We start from the raw sequence: 21,121 nt of genomic DNA, 5'->3' as shown, positions 1-21,121 counted from the left end.
CGGCAATCATACACCGGACAAATAGCAATCAACATGACCCCCACGACAGAATCTGCGCCTCACCGCGCCCCGGGCCCCGCCCCTGCGATCGAAACTACTGGCCTGAGCCATTGCTGGGACAGCGAGCACTCACCGATTACCTTTCCGGACCTGACCCTACCTGCCGGTGAGCACCTGTTTCTCCATGGCCCCAGCGGCAGTGGCAAGAGTACGTTCCTGAGCCTGCTGTCCGGGATGCTATCACCCTCGACTGGTGGCATCGGGATCCTTGGCACCCCGATACATCAGCTCAATGCCGGTGACCGGGACCGATTCAGAGCAGACCACATCGGCGTCATTTTCCAGCAGTTCAATCTGGTGCCCTACCTGAGCGCCGAGGCTAACGTCACCTTGCCATGCCGGCTATCGGCGTCAAGGCGTGACGCCACCGACCCGGATCCGACCCGGGAAGCACACCGGTTACTGACAGCGCTCGCGATTCCGAAGGACTGCTGGCCACGCAGCGTCACCCGCCTGAGCATTGGCCAGCAACAACGTATTGCCGCCGCCAGGGCCCTGATCGGCGGCCCGGAAATCATTCTGGCGGACGAGCCCACGTCTGCGCTGGACAGCGACAACCGCGACCGTTTCCTCGATCTCCTGCTTACCCTGGCCGAAGAACGAAACACATCCGTACTGTTTGTCAGCCACGATCGCAGCCTGGCACAGCACTTCACCCACCAGGTCCGACTGACGGAGCCGGAGCTATGAGAGCGCAGCTGGCATTCTCCCTCGCCGCCGCCAGCCTCTGGTATCGACGGCGGGTCCTCGGACTGGTCTGCCTGACCCTGACCCTCAGCGTTACCCTGTTGCTTGGCATCCAGTATTTCCGTACCGAGGTCAAACACTCGTTCACCAGCACCATCAGCGACACCGACCTCATCATTGGCGCCCGGAGTGGCCAGCTGAACCTCCTGCTCTACACGGTGTTCCACATGGGCGATGCCACCAACAACATCCGCTGGTCGACCTTTCAGGAGCTGCGCAAGGACGCTCGCATTGACTGGCTGATACCGATTTCGCTGGGGGACAGCTATCGGGGCTTTCGGGTTGTAGGCACCGACGACGCCTTTCTGGAGCATTTCCGCTTTGGCCAGGGTCAGCCCCTGGAACTGGCCGATGGCCGCTGGTTCGATAAGGTGTTTGACGTCGTCCTCGGCGCCGGTGTCGCCCGCGAACAGGGACACGGTGTGGGTGACAGTATCGTGCTGTCCCACGGCGGCGGCCGCACCAGTTTCTCCAATCATGACGACACGCCCTTTCGCGTTACGGGGGTCCTCGCAAACACCGGCACCCCGGTTGACCGGGCGGTCTATATCAGCTTGGCAGGCATTGAAGCGATGCACGTCGGCTGGGAATCCGGGGTCGCCATTCCCGGCCGGACACTGACGCCCGAACAGGCCGAGGGTCGGGACTTCACCCCGGACGCCATCACCGCCGCCTTCGCCGGCCTCAAGCGCAAGCTTTTGACCTTCCGGGTCCAGCGCGAACTAAATCAGTACGCCGGGGAGCCCCTTTCGGCCATTCTGCCCGGTGTCGCCCTCAGCGAACTGTGGCGTCTCATGAGCCAGTTTGAACGCGCCCTGCTGGGCATCACGGGATTTGTGGTCGTTACCAGCCTGATCGGTCTGATTGCGGTTCTGCTGACCCTGCAGGCCCAACGCACCCACGAAATTTCGATCCTTCGGGCTACCGGCGCGTCTCCCGGCCTGATAGCCGCCCTGTACCTGATCGAATGTGTGGCCTTGGCCCTGGTGGCCTGCCTCCTGGCGGTGGCCCTCGGTGCTGTCGCGGTTTCTGCTCTCAGTCCATGGCTTCAGGAAGCCTACGGCCTGCAAACCCGCCTGCGGCCCCTCAATACCGTTGAATGGAGCCTGCTTGGGGCCGTGCCACTGGCCGCTCTCCTGGTTGCACTGCTGCCCGCGGCCAGCGCCTGGCGCAAGAGTCGTGCCCTGGGACTGGGCGACAGTGGCGAGGAGTGACAGGCGTCACGCGGGCACCGTAATGACAACCCTGTAAATTGACCAACTTAGCGTCCAGACTTATAGTTGATTGCAACCACAACAACCGATGTTGGGCACGTGATGGAACAGTCCGAAGTACAGGCATTAGCGGACAAGCTGGATAAGCTGATCGAGCACTGTGAAAAACTGGAGCGGGATAACGCTACCTTGCGGGACCTGCAGGATGACTGGAACCGTGAGCGGGCCCAGTTGATGCACAAGAATGATCTTGCCAAAAACAAGATCGAAGCCATGATTGGCCGCCTGAGGGCGCTGGAGCACCACTGATGTCTCAGCAATCCACCACCGTAGAGGTGAAGATTCTCGACAAGGAATACCTGGTCGCCTGCCCGGAGGAGGAACGCGAAGCCCTGTTGCGCGCGGCCCGGCATCTGGACGACAAGATGCGTGAAATCCGCTCCAGCGGCAAGGTATTCGGCACCGAGCGTATAGCGGTCATGGCCGCCCTCAACATCACACATGAACTGCTGGAACGGGACACCATGTCTGATGCCACCAGCTCACTTCTGCAGGCCATGGGAAGCAAGCTGGACAACGCCCTGGGCGAGCCCTCCGGCCAGTAGGCATTCTTAACTCTCGGCAAGGGTTACAGAATCGGTGTTGCAATCGGCCCCGGCTGTGCCCGTATAATGAAGTCAACTTCCTGGGCTGTTCGCGATAGTCGGATACGTCCTCGAGCCGATGCGCATTACCCAGGTGGCTACTTCAGGGCATTGTGAGCACGTCCCCGACAGGGGAAAGCCTAATATGTCACAGCGGCCACCGACCTTGAACTTTGGGTTCAAGGGCAACATCCGATAACGGCAGCCCGGGAAGCTTTATTTTGAGCCAGTTTATCGATCCCCAACCTTTCGATTCCCAGTCCGATACGTTTTCGCGCAGCGAACTCCGCAAGCACTTGCGCCAGCAGCGCCGCTCCCTGTCGTACGAACAACAGCAACAGGCATCCGAACACCTCGCCCTGAATCTGCTGAATAACCCCGATCTGCACCGGGCCCGACACATTGCCATCTACTTGCCGAATGACGGCGAGATTGACCCACGACTGTATATGGATCTGGGTCGACGCAAAGGTATCCGATTCTATCTGCCGGTTCTCCACCCGATTCATCCGGGAAGACTGGCCTTCAGCCCTTACTCCGACGACGTCGAGTTACGCCCCAACCGCTTTGGCATACCGGAGCCTGCATTCAGCGACGGACTCAGGCGCCCGGCCTGGGCATTGGATGCGGTACTGTTTCCGCTGGTGGGATTTGATGAAGACGGGGGACGACTGGGCATGGGGGGAGGATTTTATGACCGGACCTTCGCCTTCTGCCGGCTTCGGCCGAGGCTGGCCCCCAAATTGATCGGGCTTGCCCACGATTTCCAGAGGGTGCGACAGTTACCCACTGAGCCGTGGGACGTACCGCTGCACGGTGTGGTAACCGACCGGAGGTGTTACCGGTTCAGGCGACCTTCAGCGACCTGAAGCGCTCCAACGGTGACGCCAGCCTCGATGCGGGGTTGATCTTCGGAAGCGTGAATCGACGTGAACCCGGTGATGACAAGGCCGACAGCAAATATCAGCACAACGGCTTTGATAATGTCAGGCTTGCCGCCCATGGTTTTCGCTTCCTTCAAAGTTGGTTATTAAAATGTTTGAAATCAGGTAGCTATTTCTGTTTCCAAGAATTAATCGAAAGATTAACACGCATCCCGCTTTTTACAATTTTTGACAGGTTACTGTTTTGTAATATTTCCGGAATACAACAACCGGCCCGCCTCTGACCGGTCGGACCGTGGCCTGGGCTACCCGCCCTGACTGTTGCCGGCGCCAAGGAACAGCTGGTACGCCTCGTTGTCGGTCATGTTCTCATACCGGAAACCGACTTTGTCGAGCATCTTCTCGAAGTCTTTTACTTCCCCGTCATCCACTTGGGCTCCCAGCAGAACCCGGCTGTAGGCCGCACCGTGGTTGCGGTAATGGAACATTGAAATATTCCAGCGGGTACCGAGGGACATCAGGAATTTCAGGAGCGCACCCGGACGCTCGGGAAACTCGAACTGGAAGACCTTTTCATTGGTGATGCTCGGCGCATGGCCGCCGACCATGTGGCGGATATGCTGCTTGGCGAGGTCGCTGTCGGTCAGGTCAATCACACCGTAGCCGGACTCCCGGAGGTCCCGCACCAGGTCCTCACGGCCGTGGCCACCGGCCTGAATCTGGATACCAACGAAAATCGTCGCCTCTTCGCGATCGGCGAAACGGTAGTTGAATTCCGTGATACTGCGTTTGTGCAGGGCGTTGATAAACGTCTTGAACGCCCCGGGTTTCTCCGGAATGGTCACGGCGAGAATCGCTTCTCGCTGCTCACCGATTTCCGTGCGCTCAGACACGTAACGCAGCCGGTCGAAGTTCATGTTGGCACCACTCAGGGTGGCCACCATGTTTTCGCCTTCGATCTGCTCTCGCTGGATGTATTTCTTGATGCCGGCAACACCCAGCGCCCCCGCAGGCTCAGCAATCGACCGGGTATCCTCGAACACGTCCTTGATGGCGGCGCAGATTTCGTCTGTGGATACTGTGATCACCTCGTCGACATGATCCTTGCAGATTTCCCAGGGGTATTTGCCAATCTGCTTGACCGCCACGCCGTCGGCAAAAATGCCCACCTCATCCAGAACCACCCGCTTGCCCGCCTTCATGGCAGCCTGCAGGCAGTTGGAGTCTTCGGGCTCGACTCCAATGACCTTGATCTCGGGGCGCAGGTACTTGATGTAGGCCGCCATGCCGGCAATAAGGCCACCGCCGCCAACACAGATGAAGATGGCGTGAATGGGCTGACTGAACTGCCACATGATTTCCATGGCCACGGTGCCCTGCCCCGCGATCACGTCAGGATCGTCAAACGGGGGAATGTAGGTGTACCCATGCTTCTGGATCAGTTCCTGCGCATGGGCCGCGGCTTCGTCAAAGGCGTCGCCCCTGAGCACCACCCGGGCGCCATGGTCCCGCACCGAGCGCACCTTGATCTCCGGCGTGGTCTGCGGCATGACGATCACCGCCTTGATCCCCAGTTTTTTGGCCGCCAGCGCCACGCCCTGGGCATGGTTGCCGGCCGAGGCGCAAATCACGCCTTTGGCCTTCTGTTCTTCCGACAGTTGCGCAATCCGGTTGTACGCACCGCGAATCTTGAAAGAAAACACCGGCTGAAGGTCTTCGCGCTTGAGCAGAATGTTATTGCCAAAACGCTTGGACAGACTGCGGGCTTCAGTCAGAGGTGTTTCGATGGCCACGTCATAGACGCGCGCATCGAGAATCTTCTTGATGTAGCGTTGCGGCATAGCGGTTCCGGTCGTTGGTGGTTGGCTGGGAAAAACCAACAGTGTAGAAAGTTTGCACGGCAGCCGTCTATAAGCAGACCGCCCGGAAGCGCTATAATGATGCGAAACTCATCCAGAATTGCACCCGGAGCCCCTCCATGACCCAGGACGAACTCAAAAAAGCCGTGGCAAAAGCCGCCGTCGACTACATCGCACCTCGCCTCGACAGCGACAGCATCATTGGCGTGGGGACTGGAAGCACCGCCAACTTCTTCATCGACATGCTGGCAGATCTGAAAAACGAGTTTGACGGTGCCGTTGCCAGCTCCGAGGCGACTGCCGAACGTCTGAAAAGCCACGGCATTCCGGTGTATGATCTGAACAGTGCCGGCTCGCTGGAATTCTATGTTGACGGCGCCGATGAAGCCAACGAGCGTCTGGAGCTGATCAAAGGCGGGGGCGCTGCGTTAACCCGCGAGAAGATTGTGGCCGCGGTCGCGGAGACCTTTGTCTGCATTGCCGACGAATCGAAGATGGTGGGCGTGCTGGGTAGCTTCCCGTTGCCAGTGGAGGTCATTCCGATGGCGCGCAGCCATGTGGGCCGCGAAATCGTGAAACTGGGTGGTGATCCGGTTTACCGGGAGGGCGTGGTCACCGACAACGGCAACATCATTATTGACGTCCACAACCTCGACATCTCGCGCCCGATCGACGTGGAAGAAAAACTGAACAACATCGTTGGTGTGGTAACCAACGGGCTGTTTGCCCGCCGCCCTGCGGATCTCCTCCTGCTGGGCACAAGCACCGGGGTGAACAGCATTTCCCGCCCGGGTACCTGACCGGCAACGCGCGCGAATTCGAGCTGAAGCTGGCCTCCGGGCCAGCTTTTTTATTGTCCCGATCAACCATAACCAAGCGCTTGCTTGGTAGCCGAAAGTGCGCAACACTGCATCCCATGATTCCAGATCACAGGGAGCCTTACCGTGTCCGATTACTTCAACGACGTCCATGAACAGGCGCGCCTGAGCGCCCGGAAATTCATCAGTGCCCACGTCCTGCCCCATATCGACGACTGGGAAGAAGCCGGCGAATTCCCGCGGGAGCTGTACCGGCTGGCGGGCGACGCGGGCCTACTGGGCATCGGCTTCCCGGAGGAACTCGGCGGCACCGGCGAAGGCGACATTTTCCTGCGCGTGGCCGTTTCGGAAGAGCTTATGCGATCCACCTCCGGCGGCCTAGTGGCCAGCCTCGGCTCTCTCGACATCGGCCTGCCCCCAGTGGCCAAGTGGGCGCGCCCGGAAATCCGGGAACAGATCGTGCCACCGGTCCTGCGGGGCGAAAAAATTGCCGCCCTGGCGGTCACCGAGCCCGGGGGCGGCTCCGACGTCGCTCACCTGAAAACCCGTGCGGTCCGGGACGGCGACCATTACATCGTCAACGGCAGCAAGACCTTCATTACGAGCGGGCTGCGCGCCGATCACTACACGGTGGCGGTGCGCACCGGCGGCGAGGGTCACAGCGGCATCAGCCTGCTGCTGGTCGACCGGGACATGCCAGGCTTTTCGACCGGCAGGAAGCTGCGCAAGATGGGCTGGTGGGCAAGCGACACCGCGGAGCTGTTTTTCGAGGATTGTCGGGTGCCCGCCGACCGCCTGATCGGCGCCGAGAACGCCGGTTTCATCGCCATCATGAGTAATTTCCTGGCAGAACGGCTGAGCCTGTCGATCATGGCGTACATGACCGCCCAACTGGCGTACGAAGCTGCCCTGGAGTATGCCAACCAGCGCGAGGCCTTCGGTCGCAACCTCACCGGCTTTCAGGTTACCCGCCATAAACTGGTGGACATGGCTACCCAGATCGACGTTGCCCGGGAATACACCTACCGCTGTGCCGATCTGATGCAGGCCGGCAAGAACCCGGTGAAACAGGTCGCCATGGCGAAAAACTTTTCGGTGGATGTGTGCGAAAAGGTCACCCGGGAGGCGGTGCAGATCTTCGGGGGCATGGGCTACATGCGGGAGTCGGTGGTCGAACGTCTGTACCGTGACGGCAAGATCCTGTCCATCGGCGGCGGCACCACCGAGATCATGAAGGAGCTGATCAGCAAACAGCTCAAATTCTAGTTCGCCGGGCAAGACCAACGTTTAGTTTCGAACTGCAGGATACTTCCGTATAATTGCGCCCACTTTTTAGCCGCAGTTAAACACACTATCTAAACGCACCCTGGAAGGATCGACTATGCAATTCTCGAACATTCCCTCAGGCAAGAATCCGCCTGAAGACATCTACGTTGCCATCGAAATCCCGGCCAACAGCTCACCGGTCAAGTACGAACTGGACAAGGACATGGGTGCCCTGCTGGTCGACCGTTTCATGGCGACGCCAATGTTCTACCCGGCCAACTACGGGTTCATCCCGCACACTCTGGCCGACGACGGCGATCCACTGGACGTACTGGTCGTGACCCCGTACCCGGTCCAGGCCGGTTCGGTTATCCGCTGCCGCCCGGTGGGTGTGCTGAACATGGAAGACGAAGCCGGCGGTGACGCCAAGCTGGTGGCGGTACCCCACGACAAACTGACCACCACGTACCATGGCGTCAAGGAAATCGACGACCTGCCCGAGCTGCTGCGCGACCAGATCAAGCACTTCTTCGAGAACTACAAGACGCTCGAACCCGGCAAGTGGGTCAAGGTACAGGGTTGGGATAACGCCGCTGCCGCCAAGAAAGCCATCGAAGAGTCGATCAAGGCCTACAAGGGCTGATCAACCCACTTTTGACGCACAAAAAACCGGGCAGAAGCCCGGTTTTTTTTGTTTTCGTGGCCCCCTTAACTAGCCACGGGAGAGCAGATCCCGCATGTCGCTGATCGCTGCGTTGGCCCGGGACAGATAGGCCGCCATGGTGAGGGAGTGATTGGCCAGCACCCCGAAACCGTTGCCGTTGAGCACCACCGGGCTCCACATCGAACCCTGCGCCCCTTCGAGTTCGATAATGACCTGCTTCACGCTGGCCATGGCATTCTTGTCCTGCAGCACCTTGCGAAAATCAACTTCAATGGCGCGGAAGATGTGCAGCAGGGCCCAGGAACTGCCGCGAGCCTCGTAAAACACGTCGTCGATCCGTGTCCAGGGCGTTTTCACATCAATGGAACCGGTTTCCTCGTCCAGCGGATCGTCCTGGTTAACGTTGGCGACCGCATCGGATACCGACGCTTTACCAACGCTTTCCCCGAGAGTCCGGGACAGACTGCCCAGACGGGTCTCCAGGTCAGCCAGCCAGTTGCTCAGGTTATCGGCACGGGCAAAAAACTGGGCATCAGGCTGCTCCGGATCCGACAGGCGGTTGAGATAGCGCTTGAGCCCCCGGATTCCGCGACGGTACTCGGCTTCGGTCGACGGAATCGCCCAGCTGTTGCTGTCAAAATGGAACTGTGGCTCGGCAATGGTGAGGTCCCGATCCTCGGCGGATTGGCTCTGGGACCGGCTAATGTCCTTGCGCATGGCCCGGGACAGATCCCGCAGCTGGACCAGCACGCCGTACTCCCAGTTCGGCGTGTTGTCCAACCACAGGCCCGGCGGAAAAATATCGTTAGAAATGTAGCCACCCGGCTTGTCCAGAAGTGTCTCGGCAATGCGGATCATGGTCACCGTTGTTGCAAACCCGGTGATCGGCTCCCGCTGCATCTCTTTAGCCACCGAACGGGTATGCTCCCTTACCGAGAATTCTTCCGGCTCGCTACTCCAGTACATGCCAAGGACGATGGTCACCAACAGGTACACCACCAACACGATCAGAATGAATTTCCCAATCATACCGCGGCCGCCGGCATAATCCTGAACGTCGTCTTTCTTGTCCCTGAAATACTGTCTGAGTTTGCCTGGCATAGACTCTTATTCCCCTGTCGATTAGTGTTCAGCAGCAAATGGTCGACCAAGATGGTACCCCATGGCCCCGTCAATACCCAGTTTGGTGACCACCGAGTACTCCGCTGACGTTTCCACACCGGTCGCGAACACCTTCACCCCCCGGCTGTGTGCAATGGACACCACGGATTCCAGATAAAAGCGGTTGTCATCGTGAGTGTCTATATCGTGGATGAATGAGTTATCAATACGCAATGCCTGGACGCTCAGATTCCTCAGGTAGCTGAAGGGCACCCCACCCACGCCGAAGCGATCCACCAGCACGGGCACCCCGAGGCGAACCAGGGCCTTGACCAGCAGACCTACCGCGGTCCGGTGGTGGTGGATGGTGTGTTCCGATATGCCAATCCAGAGATTTTCCGCGGGCGAACCGGCCTCCTCCAGCATGGCAAGCATCTCCTTGCGGAAAGACTCACTGGCTACGGACGCACTGCTCAGTGACACCGCCAGCGGTTCGTCCGGGCGTTCGGCCAGCCGCTTCAGAACCCTTTGCATCAACAGCCGGTCAATGTCCGAGATCAGACCAAAGCGCTCGGCCATGGGAATGAAAGCGCCTGCCTTGAGGGGGCCTTCCGGTCCGTCGATGCGGGAAAATACCTGATGGTAGACCGGCTGGGACTGGTGCTCACTGACCATCGGCTGCAACCAGAGTGACAGGTTCTGCTCGCGGATGGCCTGGCTGATAATCACCCGCCAGGTCTCAAGGTTGTGATGCCCCTCCTTTTCCGTTTCCGCAAGGTGGCAACCGGTCTCTTCGTTGGCCTGGGCCAGCCGCAGGGTTTCATCGGCCGCCGCCAGCAACTCGCGTATGCCGCGACCTTCTCCGGTACGTGCCACGCCGGCATGAACGGCGGTTTCCAGTGGCGCCGCAAGGTCAGCGTAGACCCCGTCCAGCTCGGCCACCAGATCCTGGCACCAGATGCCCGCATCCGCCGGCATCGCCCCGGGCACATAGATACAGAATTCGGCACCATTGCGGCGCCCGGCAAACGATCCCATGTGGGCAGCGACAAACCCGTTGACCACCACGGCTGCCCGCAGCAAAAGCCGGTCCGCCTCGCTTCGGCCGTAGGTCTGATTGTAGGCGGAAAAGTCCCAAAGCTGCACCAGAATCAAGGCGCCAGGGGCCGCCTTTTCCTCGGATTCCACCTCAACTTTCAGACGCTGATCAAACGCACTTCGGCTCGCCAGTCCGGTGACCGGGTCCTCGTTATTTACCCGACGCAGATGCTGAATCAGCTTTGCCTGCCCCTCGAAAAGCTGGCCAAGATCGTCGGCCATCTGATTCATGGCAGCCGTGACCTGGTTTACCTCACGGGTGGACTTGACGGTCACCCGCTGACGGAAATCCCGGTTTCCGAGTGCCTGGGCCTGTCGCTCCAGGGCCCGCAGGGGCCGAAGGGTTCGCTTCAGCAGCAGAAACAACGCAAACAGGCCAACGCCGCCGATGATCGCTGTGCTGGCAACAAGACCAATCGTAATTCGCCACAGGTCCGTGTAAGCCCGACCCGGATTACTCACGACCTCCACCTTGCCCAACCGGCTCCAGCCCCGGACGACTTCCGCTTCCGCCACCGTCAGCTCAAGATCCGCAAACGCACGAAACCATGACGGCACCCCACTGTCGGACAACGTCATCGCACGCCCCGCCACCTCGCGCCCCTGATGGTTGAGGTAACGCACGGACAAATAACGCCCGCTGTCGAACACGGCATCGATCAGCGAGGCCGCGGCAACCGGATCCCGGGCATCGATGGCATTGGACAGGGACAATCCGACCGCGGTCGCACCATCCCTCGCGTGTCCGGCCAGTTGCTCTGACACGTAAGTGCGAAAGTAGCCGTAGCTGGTCACGAATCCGACCACCAGAACAAGAACCAGCAGGGAGCCGGTGAACAACAGCAGAATCGTGCGCAGCGTGGCCGCGCCGCACTGGGTTCGATGAATGCAGGTATGCTTCCGTGCCATGGAAGGTTTCTCCGATTGACTGCACGCCAGCCGGTCGGTGGATTGTGACTTGCACCGCAGAGTTGACAAACATTTACATGGAGCAACCTACGCCGACAACACTAAACACTATAGACTCTGGTAAAGAACTGAGGTGGAAAATCGTCCAGATCGGGACGGGCGACCTATAACGAAAAGAGACAGGCCAGAGCACCATGAACGACGAAAGCCAGAAAGAAAAACTCAGGCAGCATTTCGCCCGACGTGTAACAACCCAGGCCCGGGTTGTTCTGGATACCTGGCAGAAAATTCATGAAGACAAAAGTCTTTCCGGCGCCCACCACGGCGAATTTGTCGCCGCCACCGACAAGCTGGTGCGCTACGCACAGCGCTTTGAAATGGCCGGCCACGCCGATGCCGGCAAGAAAATCCTCGGATTACTGGCCGACTGGCCTGCGGACACTCCTCTGGAAGATGCACTGGCGCGACAGATTCAGGATGCCATTGAGGCGCTGTCCCGCAGCACCCTCCGGCGCACCGACCTCGACAACACCGAGGCGCCGCACCAGTTCCGCCGCACCCCGGTGTACATTGCTCTGGCCAATCAGGAAATGGCGGGCCGTCTGATCCGCCAACTGGAATTCTTCGGCTTCCGGGCGTCCGCCTTCAGCTCGGCCGAGGAACTGATTGAGGCCTGCGCCCTGCACAAACCCGAAACCATCCTCATGGATGTAAATTTCGGCGACGCGGTAAATGCCGGCCTCGCCACCATTGAGCAACTGCAGGAACGTCACGACACCCCGATCCCAATCATCTTCATGAGCGACGAGGACGGCTCCATCGAGACCCGCCTGCGGGCTTCCCGGTGTGGCGGCGAGGAATTCTTCTATCCGGCCGTCGACCCGGGACAACTGATAGAAAAAATCGAGACCTACACCCACGGCAACACGGTTGAACCCTACAAGGTACTGGTGCTTGACGATTCCCGGGCCCAGGCCAAGTACATGGAAACGGTGCTGAAAAAGGCCGGCATGACCGCGCACATCATCACCGATCCCATGCAGATCATTCACGCGCTCGAGGAGTTCTCCCCCGAGATCATCATTCTCGACATGTACATGCCCGGCTGCACCGGCATGGAAATCGCGCGGGTGATCCGCCAGCAGGATCGGTTCCACAGTGTGCCCATCATTTACCTGTCCGCCGAAGAGGATGTGAGCAAACAGCTGCACGCCATGAGCCTGGGCGGCGACGACTTCCTGACCAAGCCGATCGACCCCAAGCACCTCGTGGCCACCATCCACAACCGGGGGCGCCGGGCACGCTCGCTATTGGCCCTGATGATTCGAGACAGCCTGACCGGGCTCTACAACCACACTCACACACTGCACCTGCTGGATCAGGAAATTGTCCGGGCACGTCAGAAAGACCAGCCGCTGAGTTTCGCGATGATCGACATCGATTACTTCAAGAAGGTGAACGATACCTTCGGTCACCCGATTGGCGACCGGGTACTGAGAAGCCTCTCGATGTTCCTGAAACAGCGGCTGCGCAAGACCGACCACATCGGGCGCTACGGCGGCGAGGAATTCGCCATCATTCTGCCCAACACGCGCCCCAGCGACGCCCGGAATGTCCTGAACGAGATTCGCGAGCGGTTCTGCGAACTGCACCAGCCCGCGGGTGACCGGGAATTCAATGTAACCTTCAGCTGCGGCGTCGCCGCCTGGCAGGGCGAGTCGTCACAGGCCCTCTGTGAACGGGCCGATCGCGCCCTCTACGACTCCAAGAACGCCGGCCGGAACTGCGTCACCACGTCCTCGGAATAGGTCAGCTCCGGCAATCCCACCCCCCGCCGCAAGGCCACCCCGGTTGGGTCGAGCCTGCCGGTTCGCCTTCGTTAGTATGAAACCAACGTCGTATAGCGCTTGCGGCATCTGTTGACGACAATGATTGTCATCAATGGAAAGCTTCCTTTTCGATGCAGAAGCCGTCTTTTTACGACCAATGGCCAACATGGATGATTGTCAAAAAGTGTTGATCTGATTGAAACAAGCACGCACCATTATGAGAACGTGCTGTTATTTTCGGCGATCCTGTAAAAAAGACAAAAAGGCAGACTGAACCATGTCGACAATTCTCGTGCTCCATGGCCCGAACCTGAACATGCTCGGAACGCGCGAGCCTGAGGTCTACGGGTACGAGACACTGGCCGACATTGATGATCGGCTCCGGCAGACAGCGGCGGAAAAGGGGCACCACCTCCTGCACCTACAGTCCAACGCCGAGTACGAGCTGATCGAGCGGGTTCATGAGGCCAGGGCGGAGGGCGTGGATTACCTCATCATCAATCCGGCAGCCTTCACGCACACCAGCATTGCCCTCCGGGATGCCGTGCTGGCATCCGGCATCCCCTTCATCGAGGTGCATCTTTCCAATGTCCATGCGCGGGAACCCTTCCGCCATCATTCTTATTTTTCCGATATCGCCGAAGGCGTTATCTGTGGGCTGGGTAGCCAGGGGTACGACCTCGCTCTCCGGGCGGCCCTGCAACGCATTCACCGATAGACCAGACATAACGGGACTGGATTAACTATGGATATTCGCAAGATCAAGAAACTTATCGAGCTGCTCGAGGAATCCGATGTCGAGGAGCTGGAGATTCATGAAGGTGATGACTCGGTGCGCATTTCCCGGCGCCGCGAACAGGTCGCCGGTACCCAGTACGTGAGTCACTACCCGGCTCCGGCGCCGCAGTCTGCGCCGGCCCAGGAAGCCCACTCTGCACCGGCAAAGGAAGAGTCAGCACCGGCCGCGCCAAGCGGTCATTCCTTGAAGTCCCCGATGGTCGGCACCTTCTACCGTTCGCCGTCTCCGACTGCCAAGGCATTCGTGGAGGTGGGTCAGTCAGTGAAAGCTGGTGACGTTGTCTGCATCGTGGAAGCGATGAAGATGATGAACCAGATCGAAGCCGACAAGAGCGGCACCGTCACTGAAATTCTGGTCGAGAACGGCCAGCCGGTGGAGTTTGATCAGCCTCTGATCGTCATTTCCTGAACTCGGTGATTGCTACTCATGGCCATGTTAGAAAAAGTTCTGATCGCGAACCGGGGTGAAATTGCCCTCCGGATCTTGCGCGCCTGTAAAGAGCTGGGCATCAAAACAGTGGCAGTGCATTCCCAGGTCGACCGCGACCTGATGCACGTACGACTGGCAGACGAATCCGTCTGCATCGGTCCCAATAACGCGCTGGACAGCTACCTTAACATTCCGACCATCATCAGCGCCGCTGAGGTGACGGATTCCGTCGGCATCCACCCCGGCTACGGCTTTCTCGCCGAGAACGCCGACTTCGCCGAGCAAGTCGAGAAAAGTGGTTTTCACTTCATCGGGCCCCGGGCCGAAACCATTCGCCTGATGGGCAACAAGGTTTCGGCCATCAACGCCATGATCAAGGCTGGCGTTCCGACCGTGCCCGGCTCGGATGGCCCGCTGACCGATGACGATGAGCGTACCCTGCGAATTGCCCGCGAGATCGGTTACCCGGTGATGATCAAGGCCGCCTCTGGTGGCGGTGGTCGCGGCATGCAGGTGGTGCATTCCGAAGCGGCACTGCTGAAGGGCGTCCAGATTACCCAGAGTGAAGCCCGGAATTCATTCGGCGACCCGACCGTGTACCTGGAAAAATTCCTGGAGCGACCGCGTCACGTGGAAGTTCAGGTACTCGCAGACATGCATGGCAACTGCATCCATCTGGGCGATCGCGACTGCTCCATGCAGCGGCGGAACCAGAAAGTCATCGAGGAGGCTCCGGCTCCGAACGTGAACCCCGAAGCAAGGGCCCGCACGCTCAAGGCCTGCGTCGATGCCTGCAAGGAAATCGGCTACGTGGGCGCTGGCACCTTCGAGTTCCTGTACCAGGATGGTGAGTTCTACTTCATCGAAATGAACACGCGCGTGCAGGTGGAACACCCGGTGTCCGAAATGGTCACGGGCGTGGACATCGTGCGCGAGCAGCTGCGCATCGCCAGCGGCCTGCCCCTGCAGTACAGCCAGGAGGACATCCGCATCTCCGGTCATGCCATTGAGTGCCGGATCAACGCGGAGGACCCCAAGACCTTCGCGCCCAGCCCGGGCAAGGTGAAGCATTTCCACGCCCCGGGTGGCAACGGCGTCCGTGTCGACTCTCATCTTTACAGTGGTTACACGGTGCCGCCGTTCTACGATTCCCTGGTGGCCAAGCTGATCACCTGGGGCGACGATCGGGAAATCGCCCGCCGGCGCATGAAAAACGCTCTGGACGAGCTGGTGGTCGAGGGCATCAAGACGAATCAACCCCTGCACGCTAAACTGGTACGCGATGGTGGCTTCAAACAGGTAGACTTCACCATTCATTACCTTGAAAAACTGATGCGGGACTAACGTCCTGCATCACCGCTGCAGGAACGCCTATGCCCTGGATACAACTTCAGATCCCGGCTGATCCGGACAACGCGGATCAGCTCGAGGATCTGCTCATGGAAATGGGCGCCGATGCCGTTTCCATGGAAGATGCCGCCGACCAGCCGCTTTACGAACCGGATCCGGGGACAACCCCCTTGTGGAGCCAGACCACCGTTACCGGCCTGTTCCAGTCCGACCGGGACATCGACCAACTGTGCTCGGACGTCCGGGACGCCTGGCATCAGGCGACCCAGCAGACCCTGGCCGACATCGAGGTCACCCTGGTCGAGGACAAGGACTGGGAACGGGCCTGGATGGACGATTTCCACCCTCTGAAATTCGGCGAACGTCTCTGGATCGTACCGAGCTGGCACGACGCGCCGGACCCGGACGCTGCCAATCTGATGCTGGATCCGGGCCTGGCCTTTGGCACCGGCACTCACCCGACCACAGCGCTGTGCCTGGAGTGGCTGGACGGACACGATGTCCGTAACCGGCAGGTGACCGACTATGGCTGCGGTTCGGGAATCCTAGGCCTGGCCGCCCTGCTGCTTGGCGCCGATCATGTGGTCGGTGTCGACACGGATCCGCAGGCACTGGAAGCCAGCCGCGAAAATGCCCGCCGCAACGGCGTCGACGACAGCCGCCTCGACCTCTATCTGCCGGACAATGAGCCGGACACCAAGGCCGACGTGATGCTGGCCAACATCCTGGCACAGCCACTGATTGGCCTGGCACCACACCTCGCCGCCCGGACCAAACCCGGTGGAGACCTGGTGCTGTCGGGCATCCTGTCGCACCAGGCCCGTGAGGTCATGGCCGCCTACGAGCCCTGGTTCGTGATGGACGAACCCGAACAGCGCGAAGAATGGATCCGCCTCACAGGACGACGCCACGGTGGATGACGAACAAGGCCTTAACGACTAAACTCCGCACTCGTAGCCTAGTCGCTTTCAGGAACGACGCATGACCCAGAGCAGCCTGCAGACCCAATGCCCCAAATGCGAGACCCGTTTTCGGGTAACGGACGAACAGCTTGGCATTGCCAAGGGCAAGGTTCGCTGCGGCAACTGCATGGCGGTGTTCAACGCTATCGATCACCAGGTGCTCCCGCGCACCAGTCGGGCCCAAACGCCCCCAAAACCGGCGTCCAGGGCGCCGGACGCGAGTGCAGGTACTACCACTCCGGCCACGGCCAGTTCCTTCGCCTCCGAAGAAGATTTCGTCTTTGCTGACAACCCCGAGGAAGATGCGGCCGAAGGCCCGTATGCGGGCAGCAAGATGACGTTTTCCGATGATGAGCTCAGCGACAGTTTCCGCACTGCAGATGGCCAGAGCAAATCGGACTTTCACGACGCCGACGACGATTCGCCAAACAACGATATCGACGAGAGCTGGGCTGAGGCCATTCTCGAGGATACCGACAAACCGTCACCAGCGTCCCGGAAGGAAGAAGTTCCGAGAAGGCCAGAACCCCGCCCGGAGCCGACGCCCCGGCCCTCCACCCGGTCGCCAGAGCCTTTTTCCAGACCGGCTCCCGAACCGGAGATGGTTCCCGACTTCGACGAACCCCTCAGACCTGCCAAGACGGGGCCGCAAGGCGACGACTTCCACGACGACTTTGGCACCGAGCCTCTCTTCGAGGCAGACAGCCGGAACGAACGGCTCGGCGAACCCATGGCGGCCACCATCCCGTTCGACGACCTTCGTCGGGAACCAGTATCCGTCCGGGGTGGCGGCACCGGCAAGCTCCGCACATTTGTCTGGACCCTGGTCGTGCTCACTCTGATCGGCGTACTGGTTGCCCAGGTTACCTGGTACCAGTTCGACCGACTGGCCGCCATCCCGGAACTGCGGCCGTTCTATGAAAAAGGCTGCGAGCTGGCTGGCTGCGAACTGGAGCCACTGGTCAATGTGGACGCTATCCAGAGCCGCAAACTGGTGGTCCGGACAGACCCGGAAAACCGGAGCCAGCTGGTGGTGGATGCCGTCATCATCAACCGGGCCGCGTTCGAACAACCTTTCCCGGCCATCGCCCTGACTTTTTCCAACCTGAACGGGGACGTGATCGCCCAGAGCATCTTCACCCCGGACGAATACCTGGCCGGAGACGGACAGGATCTCGATATGATGCCCAAGGATACGCCGGTCCGGATCGCTATCGATATCCGTGACCCCGGCAAAGATGCGGTGAACTACAACCTCAATTTCCGCCCCTACTCGCCCTGAAATGGTAAGCGAGCATTTACTCGACAGTGAACGCCGGCGGCCACCAAACAGAACAAAAGTCAACCAGAAAGCACGAAAAATAATCAGTTTTTTCGTGATCAAGCCCCTTCAATCACGCCGCCCCCGACGGTATCATTAGCGCCCTTCGGACACTGAATCGATTACTTATTGAACAATCGATCGGTACCGTCTCTTGCTTCACCCGCTGTGACACGGACTCAGATCATGCTGCCAACGGCAAAAATCGGGCCGTACACCTTGCCCAACCCGCTTATTGTTGCGCCCATGGCCGGCGTAACGGACCGCCCCTTCCGGCTACTGTGCCGCAGGATGGGAGCCGGCCTCGCGGTATCGGAAATGGTCATAGCGGACAGCAAGCTCTGGCATACGCGAAAATCCCGGACCCGCCTGAATCACGAAGGTGAACCGGAACCCCGTTCGGTACAGATTGCGGGCGGTGATCCCGAGATGCTGGCCGACGCCGCCCGACAGAATGCCGAATTCGGCGCCCAGATCATCGACATCAATATGGGGTGTCCGGCCAAGAAGGTGTGCAACAAGGCGGCGGGATCGGCCCTGATGAAGGATGAGGGTCTGGTCCGCGAGATTCTGAACGCGGTGGTGAGCGCCGTCGATATCCCGGTAACGCTGAAAATGCGTACCGGCTGGGATTCGGACAACCGTAACGCAGCAGTCATTGCCCGGATGGCCGAAGACGCCGGTATCCAGGCGCTGGCCATCCACGGTCGTACCCGGGCGGACAAGTACAATGGCGATGCCGAGTACGACACCATCGCCGACGTCAAATCCCGGGTTCAGATCCCGGTGTTCGCCAATGGCGACATCAGCTCGCCAGAGAAGGCTCAGCAGGTACTCAAACACACGGGCGCCGATGGCCTGCTGATCGGTCGGGGTGCCCAGGGACGGCCGTGGATATTCCGGGAAATCCTCCACTACCTGGAGACCGGAAGGCATCTGCCGGAACCGCCGCTGGATGACGTGGAACAGATCCTGATCGAGCACCTGGCCGCCCTACACAGCTTCTACGGCGAAAAGATGGGCGTGCGTATTGCCAGAAAACACGTGGGCTGGTACCTGCAGTCCCACGACCAGAGCAAACAGTTCCGTAAACGCTTCAACGCGATCGACGATGCGCTGGAGCAGACAGACAGTATTCAACAGTACTTTGCAGGCTTACGAAATGGAGAGGTATTCGCAGCATGACCGCTGAGACTTTGGCAAACGAGAATCTAAGCACCCCGGCCAGCGAGGATATTCACCAGCTTCAGACGGTGAATGGCAATGGCAACAGCGTCACCCTGCGTGACAGCGTCGAGGTTGCCCTGAAAAACTACTTTGCGCAGCTTGATGGCGCGCCGGTCACCGAGGTGTACCAGCTGGTACTGTCCGAGGTGGAGGCACCGCTGCTGGAGCAGGTGATGAAATATACCCGCAACAACCAGACCAAGGCCTCGACCATGCTTGGACTGAATCGCGGCACCCTGCGTAAGAAGCTGAAGCAATACGGTCTGCTATAATCCAGACACCCTGACTTGATGAGGGCCTCCCGGAAACCATTCGCGAGGCCCTTATTCGTTCATCTCCAGCGAAGAAAGTGACTCATGGCAAACCAGGCTAACTCCCCCATCCGTCGCGCGCTGATCAGCGTGAGTGACAAGACCGGCATCGTCGACTTTGGCCGGGCCCTCACCGACCGAGGTATCGAACTGCTTTCCACCGGAGGCACCTTCCGTCTCCTGAAGGAAAACAACATTCCGGTCACTGAAGTATCCGACTACACCGGCTTCCCGGAAATGATGGACGGTCGGGTCAAGACCCTGCACCCGAAAATCCATGGCGGCATTTTGGGCCGGAGAGGCACCGACGATGCCATCATGGGCGAGCACGGCATCAATCCGATCGACATGGTGGTGGTCAACCTCTACCCGTTCGAGGAGACCGTCGCCAACCCTGACTGCGACCTGCCCACGGCGATCGAAAATATCGATATTGGTGGCCCGACCATGGTGCGCGCAGCGGCGAAGAACCACAACGACGTCGCCATCGTGGTTAATGCGGCGGACTACGCCCGGGTCCTGAAGGAACTCAACGACAACGACGGTGAGCTCAGCTACCGCACCCGCTTTGATCTGGCCGTAAAGGCGTTCGAGCATACCGCCGGTTACGACGGTGCCATCGCCAACTACCTGGGTGGTCGTACCCCGGACAACGACAATGCCGACTTCCCCCGAACCTTCAATGCCCAGTTCGTGAAGGTCCAGGACATGCGCTATGGTGAAAACCCGCACCAGCGGGCCGCTTTCTACGCCGAGCGCAATCCCAGGGAAGCCTGCGTAGCGACCGCCAAGCAGCTTCAGGGCAAGGAACTCTCCTACAACAACGTGGCCGATACCGATGCCGCCCTCGAGTGTGTGAAGCCGTTTGCGGATCCCGCCTGCGTCATCGTGAAACACGCCAACCCCTGCGGCGTTGCGATTGGTGCAGACATCCACCAGGCCTACGAACTGGCCTTCGCCACGGACCCGACTTCGGCCTTTGGCGGCATCATCGCCTTTAACCGGGAGCTCGACGCGGAGACCGCCAAGGCGATCATCGATCGCCAGTTCGTGGAAGTCATCATTGCCCCGACCATCGCCCCGGAGGCGGTCGAGCTGGTCTCTGCCAAGAAAAACGTGCGCCTGCTGGCCTGCGGCGAGTTTGACAGTGAGCGCGCCCAGACCATGGACTACAAACGGGTTACCGGCGGTCTCCTGGTGCAGGACCGGGATCTGGGCATGGTGGCCATGTCCGACGTCAAGGTGGTCACCGATCGCCAGCCCTCGGAAGAGGAACTCAACGACCTGCTGTTCGCCTGGGAGGTGGCCAAGTACGTCAAATCCAATGCCATTGTGTACGCCAGGGCCGGTCGCACTATTGGCGTTGGCGCTGGCCAGATGAGCCGGGTTTACAGTGCCAAGATTGCCGGCATCAAGGCGGCCGACGAAAACCTGGAAGTGAAAGGCTCGGTGATGGCCTCAGACGCCTTCTTCCCGTTCCGGGACGGCATCGATGCCGCCGCCAAGGCGGGCATCACCGCTGTGATCCAGCCCGGCGGCTCCATGCGCGACCAGGAAGTGATCGATGCGGCCAACGAGCATGGCATCGCCATGGTGTTCACCGGCATGCGCCACTTCCGCCACTGATTC

Annotated in this window: 21 protein-coding genes and 1 other RNA gene; 18 read left to right on the top strand and 4 right to left on the bottom strand. The window is 59.8% G+C overall.

The genetic code is table 11. The features are described 5' to 3' along the window. Nucleotides 1–33 precede the first annotated feature (33 nt). The 6 genes from QQF73_RS02470 (at nt 34) to QQF73_RS02445 (ending at nt 3,534) form a co-directional block, all read left to right on the top strand. Nucleotides 34–750, top strand: coding sequence for an ABC transporter ATP-binding protein (locus tag QQF73_RS02470; protein ID WP_219867012.1), 717 nt, complete (start codon nt 34–36; stop codon nt 748–750). After that, nucleotides 747–2,021, top strand: coding sequence for an ABC transporter permease (locus QQF73_RS02465; RefSeq protein ID WP_219867013.1), 1,275 nt, complete (start codon nt 747–749; stop codon nt 2,019–2,021). Before QQF73_RS02470 ends, QQF73_RS02465 begins: the two co-directional genes overlap by 4 nt. A gap of 102 nt (nt 2,022–2,123) precedes the next feature. Next, nucleotides 2,124–2,330, top strand: a complete 207-nt coding sequence (locus tag QQF73_RS02460) for a TIGR02449 family protein (protein WP_219867014.1) — start codon at nt 2,124–2,126, stop codon at nt 2,328–2,330. Beyond that, nucleotides 2,330–2,626: a cell division protein ZapA gene (locus QQF73_RS02455; RefSeq protein ID WP_219867015.1), complete on the top strand. Its 297-nt coding sequence runs from the start codon at nt 2,330–2,332 to the stop codon at nt 2,624–2,626. The genes QQF73_RS02460 and QQF73_RS02455 overlap by 1 nt, the downstream gene beginning before the upstream one ends. A gap of 74 nt (nt 2,627–2,700) precedes the next feature. Next, a non-coding RNA gene (ssrS, locus tag QQF73_RS02450) (6S RNA) lies at nt 2,701–2,882 on the top strand. A 4-nt stretch (nt 2,883–2,886) separates the two neighbouring features. After that, nucleotides 2,887–3,534, top strand: coding sequence for a 5-formyltetrahydrofolate cyclo-ligase (locus QQF73_RS02445; protein WP_219867016.1), 648 nt, complete (start codon nt 2,887–2,889; stop codon nt 3,532–3,534). On the opposite strand, the gene QQF73_RS02440 is transcribed toward QQF73_RS02445, so the two are convergent. Continuing rightward, entirely contained in the window at nt 3,504–3,668 is a 165-nt protein-coding gene (locus QQF73_RS02440) for a hypothetical protein (RefSeq protein WP_219867017.1), read from the bottom strand. The genes QQF73_RS02445 and QQF73_RS02440 overlap by 31 nt on opposite strands. A 186-nt stretch (nt 3,669–3,854) precedes the next feature. Continuing rightward, nucleotides 3,855–5,390, bottom strand: coding sequence for a threonine ammonia-lyase, biosynthetic (gene ilvA / locus QQF73_RS02435; protein WP_285367103.1), 1,536 nt, complete (start codon nt 5,388–5,390; stop codon nt 3,855–3,857). Nucleotides 5,391–5,527: 137 nt separating this feature from the next. Between ilvA and rpiA the strand changes: the two genes are divergently transcribed. The 3 genes from rpiA to ppa all read left to right on the top strand — a co-directional run bounded on the left by rpiA (nt 5,528) and on the right by ppa (nt 8,135). Then, on the top strand, nt 5,528–6,208 hold the full coding sequence (gene rpiA, locus QQF73_RS02430) for a ribose-5-phosphate isomerase RpiA (RefSeq protein WP_285367102.1): 681 nt from the start codon (nt 5,528–5,530) through the stop codon (nt 6,206–6,208). Nucleotides 6,209–6,352: 144 nt separating this feature from the next. Next, nucleotides 6,353–7,492, top strand: a complete 1,140-nt coding sequence (locus tag QQF73_RS02425; protein WP_285367101.1) for an acyl-CoA dehydrogenase family protein — start codon at nt 6,353–6,355, stop codon at nt 7,490–7,492. Nucleotides 7,493–7,607: 115 nt separating this feature from the next. Beyond that, on the top strand, nt 7,608–8,135 hold the full coding sequence (gene ppa, locus QQF73_RS02420; RefSeq protein ID WP_219867021.1) for an inorganic diphosphatase: 528 nt from the start codon (nt 7,608–7,610) through the stop codon (nt 8,133–8,135). Between the two features lie 69 nt (nt 8,136–8,204). Here the strand turns inward: ppa and QQF73_RS02415 are convergent, their stop codons facing one another. Together QQF73_RS02415 and QQF73_RS02410 are read right to left on the bottom strand one after the other, a co-directional pair. After that, a complete protein-coding gene (locus tag QQF73_RS02415; protein ID WP_219867022.1) occupies nt 8,205–9,257 on the bottom strand; it encodes a DUF2333 family protein in 1,053 nt (350 codons plus the stop codon). A gap of 21 nt (nt 9,258–9,278) precedes the next feature. After that, nucleotides 9,279–11,264, bottom strand: a complete 1,986-nt coding sequence (locus tag QQF73_RS02410; protein WP_285367099.1) for a bifunctional diguanylate cyclase/phosphodiesterase — start codon at nt 11,262–11,264, stop codon at nt 9,279–9,281. A 194-nt stretch (nt 11,265–11,458) separates the two neighbouring features. Here QQF73_RS02410 and QQF73_RS02405 point away from each other — a divergent pair, with 194 nt between their 5' ends. From QQF73_RS02405 to purH, 9 genes are all read left to right on the top strand, one after another. Continuing rightward, nucleotides 11,459–13,072 (top strand): diguanylate cyclase, encoded by a 1,614-nt coding sequence (locus tag QQF73_RS02405; protein ID WP_219867024.1) that lies wholly within the window; start codon nt 11,459–11,461, stop codon nt 13,070–13,072. A 298-nt stretch (nt 13,073–13,370) separates the two neighbouring features. Continuing rightward, nucleotides 13,371–13,811 (top strand): type II 3-dehydroquinate dehydratase, encoded by a 441-nt coding sequence (aroQ, locus tag QQF73_RS02400; RefSeq protein WP_218635672.1) that lies wholly within the window; start codon nt 13,371–13,373, stop codon nt 13,809–13,811. A gap of 27 nt (nt 13,812–13,838) precedes the next feature. Next, complete coding sequence (gene accB / locus QQF73_RS02395) at nt 13,839–14,300, top strand: acetyl-CoA carboxylase biotin carboxyl carrier protein (protein ID WP_219867025.1); 462 nt, start codon at nt 13,839–13,841, stop codon at nt 14,298–14,300. 18 nt (nt 14,301–14,318) lie between these two features. Further along, nucleotides 14,319–15,665: an acetyl-CoA carboxylase biotin carboxylase subunit gene (accC, locus tag QQF73_RS02390; RefSeq protein ID WP_219867026.1), complete on the top strand. Its 1,347-nt coding sequence runs from the start codon at nt 14,319–14,321 to the stop codon at nt 15,663–15,665. Between the two features lie 29 nt (nt 15,666–15,694). Further along, nucleotides 15,695–16,591 (top strand): 50S ribosomal protein L11 methyltransferase, encoded by an 897-nt coding sequence (gene prmA, locus QQF73_RS02385; RefSeq protein ID WP_219867027.1) that lies wholly within the window; start codon nt 15,695–15,697, stop codon nt 16,589–16,591. Nucleotides 16,592–16,652: 61 nt separating this feature from the next. Next, nucleotides 16,653–17,915, top strand: coding sequence for a DUF3426 domain-containing protein (locus QQF73_RS02380; RefSeq protein WP_285367097.1), 1,263 nt, complete (start codon nt 16,653–16,655; stop codon nt 17,913–17,915). Nucleotides 17,916–18,140: 225 nt separating this feature from the next. Next, entirely contained in the window at nt 18,141–19,139 is a 999-nt protein-coding gene (dusB, locus tag QQF73_RS02375; RefSeq protein WP_425607947.1) for a tRNA dihydrouridine synthase DusB, read from the top strand. Beyond that, a complete protein-coding gene (gene fis / locus QQF73_RS02370; RefSeq protein WP_219867030.1) occupies nt 19,136–19,453 on the top strand; it encodes a DNA-binding transcriptional regulator Fis in 318 nt (105 codons plus the stop codon). Before dusB ends, fis begins: the two co-directional genes overlap by 4 nt. A gap of 84 nt (nt 19,454–19,537) precedes the next feature. Next, a complete protein-coding gene (gene purH / locus QQF73_RS02365; protein WP_219867031.1) occupies nt 19,538–21,118 on the top strand; it encodes a bifunctional phosphoribosylaminoimidazolecarboxamide formyltransferase/IMP cyclohydrolase in 1,581 nt (526 codons plus the stop codon). Nucleotides 21,119–21,121 lie beyond the last annotated feature (3 nt).

Source organism: Marinobacter albus (assembly GCF_030238305.1).
GTDB classification, from domain to species: Bacteria; Pseudomonadota; Gammaproteobacteria; order Pseudomonadales; family Oleiphilaceae; genus Marinobacter; species Marinobacter albus.
Note: the sequence above shows the minus strand (reverse complement) of the source record. Positions and strands in the feature narration are given on the sequence as shown.

Excerpts from the sequence above, each read along its gene's own strand:
- ppa (WP_219867021.1), top strand. The coding sequence starts at position 7,608 with ATGCAATTCTCGAACATTCCCTCAGGCAAGAATCCGCCTGAAGACATC.
- dusB (WP_425607947.1), top strand. The coding sequence starts at position 18,141 with ATGCTGCCAACGGCAAAAATCGGGCCGTACACCTTGCCCAACCCGCTT.
- QQF73_RS02415 (WP_219867022.1), bottom strand. The coding sequence starts at position 9,257 with ATGCCAGGCAAACTCAGACAGTATTTCAGGGACAAGAAAGACGACGTT.
- ilvA (WP_285367103.1), bottom strand. The coding sequence starts at position 5,390 with ATGCCGCAACGCTACATCAAGAAGATTCTCGATGCGCGCGTCTATGAC.
- accC (WP_219867026.1), top strand. The coding sequence starts at position 14,319 with ATGGCCATGTTAGAAAAAGTTCTGATCGCGAACCGGGGTGAAATTGCC.
- accB (WP_219867025.1), top strand. The coding sequence starts at position 13,839 with ATGGATATTCGCAAGATCAAGAAACTTATCGAGCTGCTCGAGGAATCC.
- fis (WP_219867030.1), top strand. The coding sequence starts at position 19,136 with ATGACCGCTGAGACTTTGGCAAACGAGAATCTAAGCACCCCGGCCAGC.
- purH (WP_219867031.1), top strand. The coding sequence starts at position 19,538 with ATGGCAAACCAGGCTAACTCCCCCATCCGTCGCGCGCTGATCAGCGTG.
- QQF73_RS02455 (WP_219867015.1), top strand. The coding sequence starts at position 2,330 with ATGTCTCAGCAATCCACCACCGTAGAGGTGAAGATTCTCGACAAGGAA.
- rpiA (WP_285367102.1), top strand. The coding sequence starts at position 5,528 with ATGACCCAGGACGAACTCAAAAAAGCCGTGGCAAAAGCCGCCGTCGAC.
- QQF73_RS02405 (WP_219867024.1), top strand. The coding sequence starts at position 11,459 with ATGAACGACGAAAGCCAGAAAGAAAAACTCAGGCAGCATTTCGCCCGA.
- QQF73_RS02440 (WP_219867017.1), bottom strand. The coding sequence starts at position 3,668 with ATGGGCGGCAAGCCTGACATTATCAAAGCCGTTGTGCTGATATTTGCT.
- QQF73_RS02465 (WP_219867013.1), top strand. The coding sequence starts at position 747 with ATGAGAGCGCAGCTGGCATTCTCCCTCGCCGCCGCCAGCCTCTGGTAT.
- prmA (WP_219867027.1), top strand. The coding sequence starts at position 15,695 with ATGCCCTGGATACAACTTCAGATCCCGGCTGATCCGGACAACGCGGAT.
- QQF73_RS02470 (WP_219867012.1), top strand. The coding sequence starts at position 34 with ATGACCCCCACGACAGAATCTGCGCCTCACCGCGCCCCGGGCCCCGCC.
- QQF73_RS02380 (WP_285367097.1), top strand. The coding sequence starts at position 16,653 with ATGACCCAGAGCAGCCTGCAGACCCAATGCCCCAAATGCGAGACCCGT.
- aroQ (WP_218635672.1), top strand. The coding sequence starts at position 13,371 with ATGTCGACAATTCTCGTGCTCCATGGCCCGAACCTGAACATGCTCGGA.
- QQF73_RS02410 (WP_285367099.1), bottom strand. The coding sequence starts at position 11,264 with ATGGCACGGAAGCATACCTGCATTCATCGAACCCAGTGCGGCGCGGCC.
- QQF73_RS02460 (WP_219867014.1), top strand. The coding sequence starts at position 2,124 with ATGGAACAGTCCGAAGTACAGGCATTAGCGGACAAGCTGGATAAGCTG.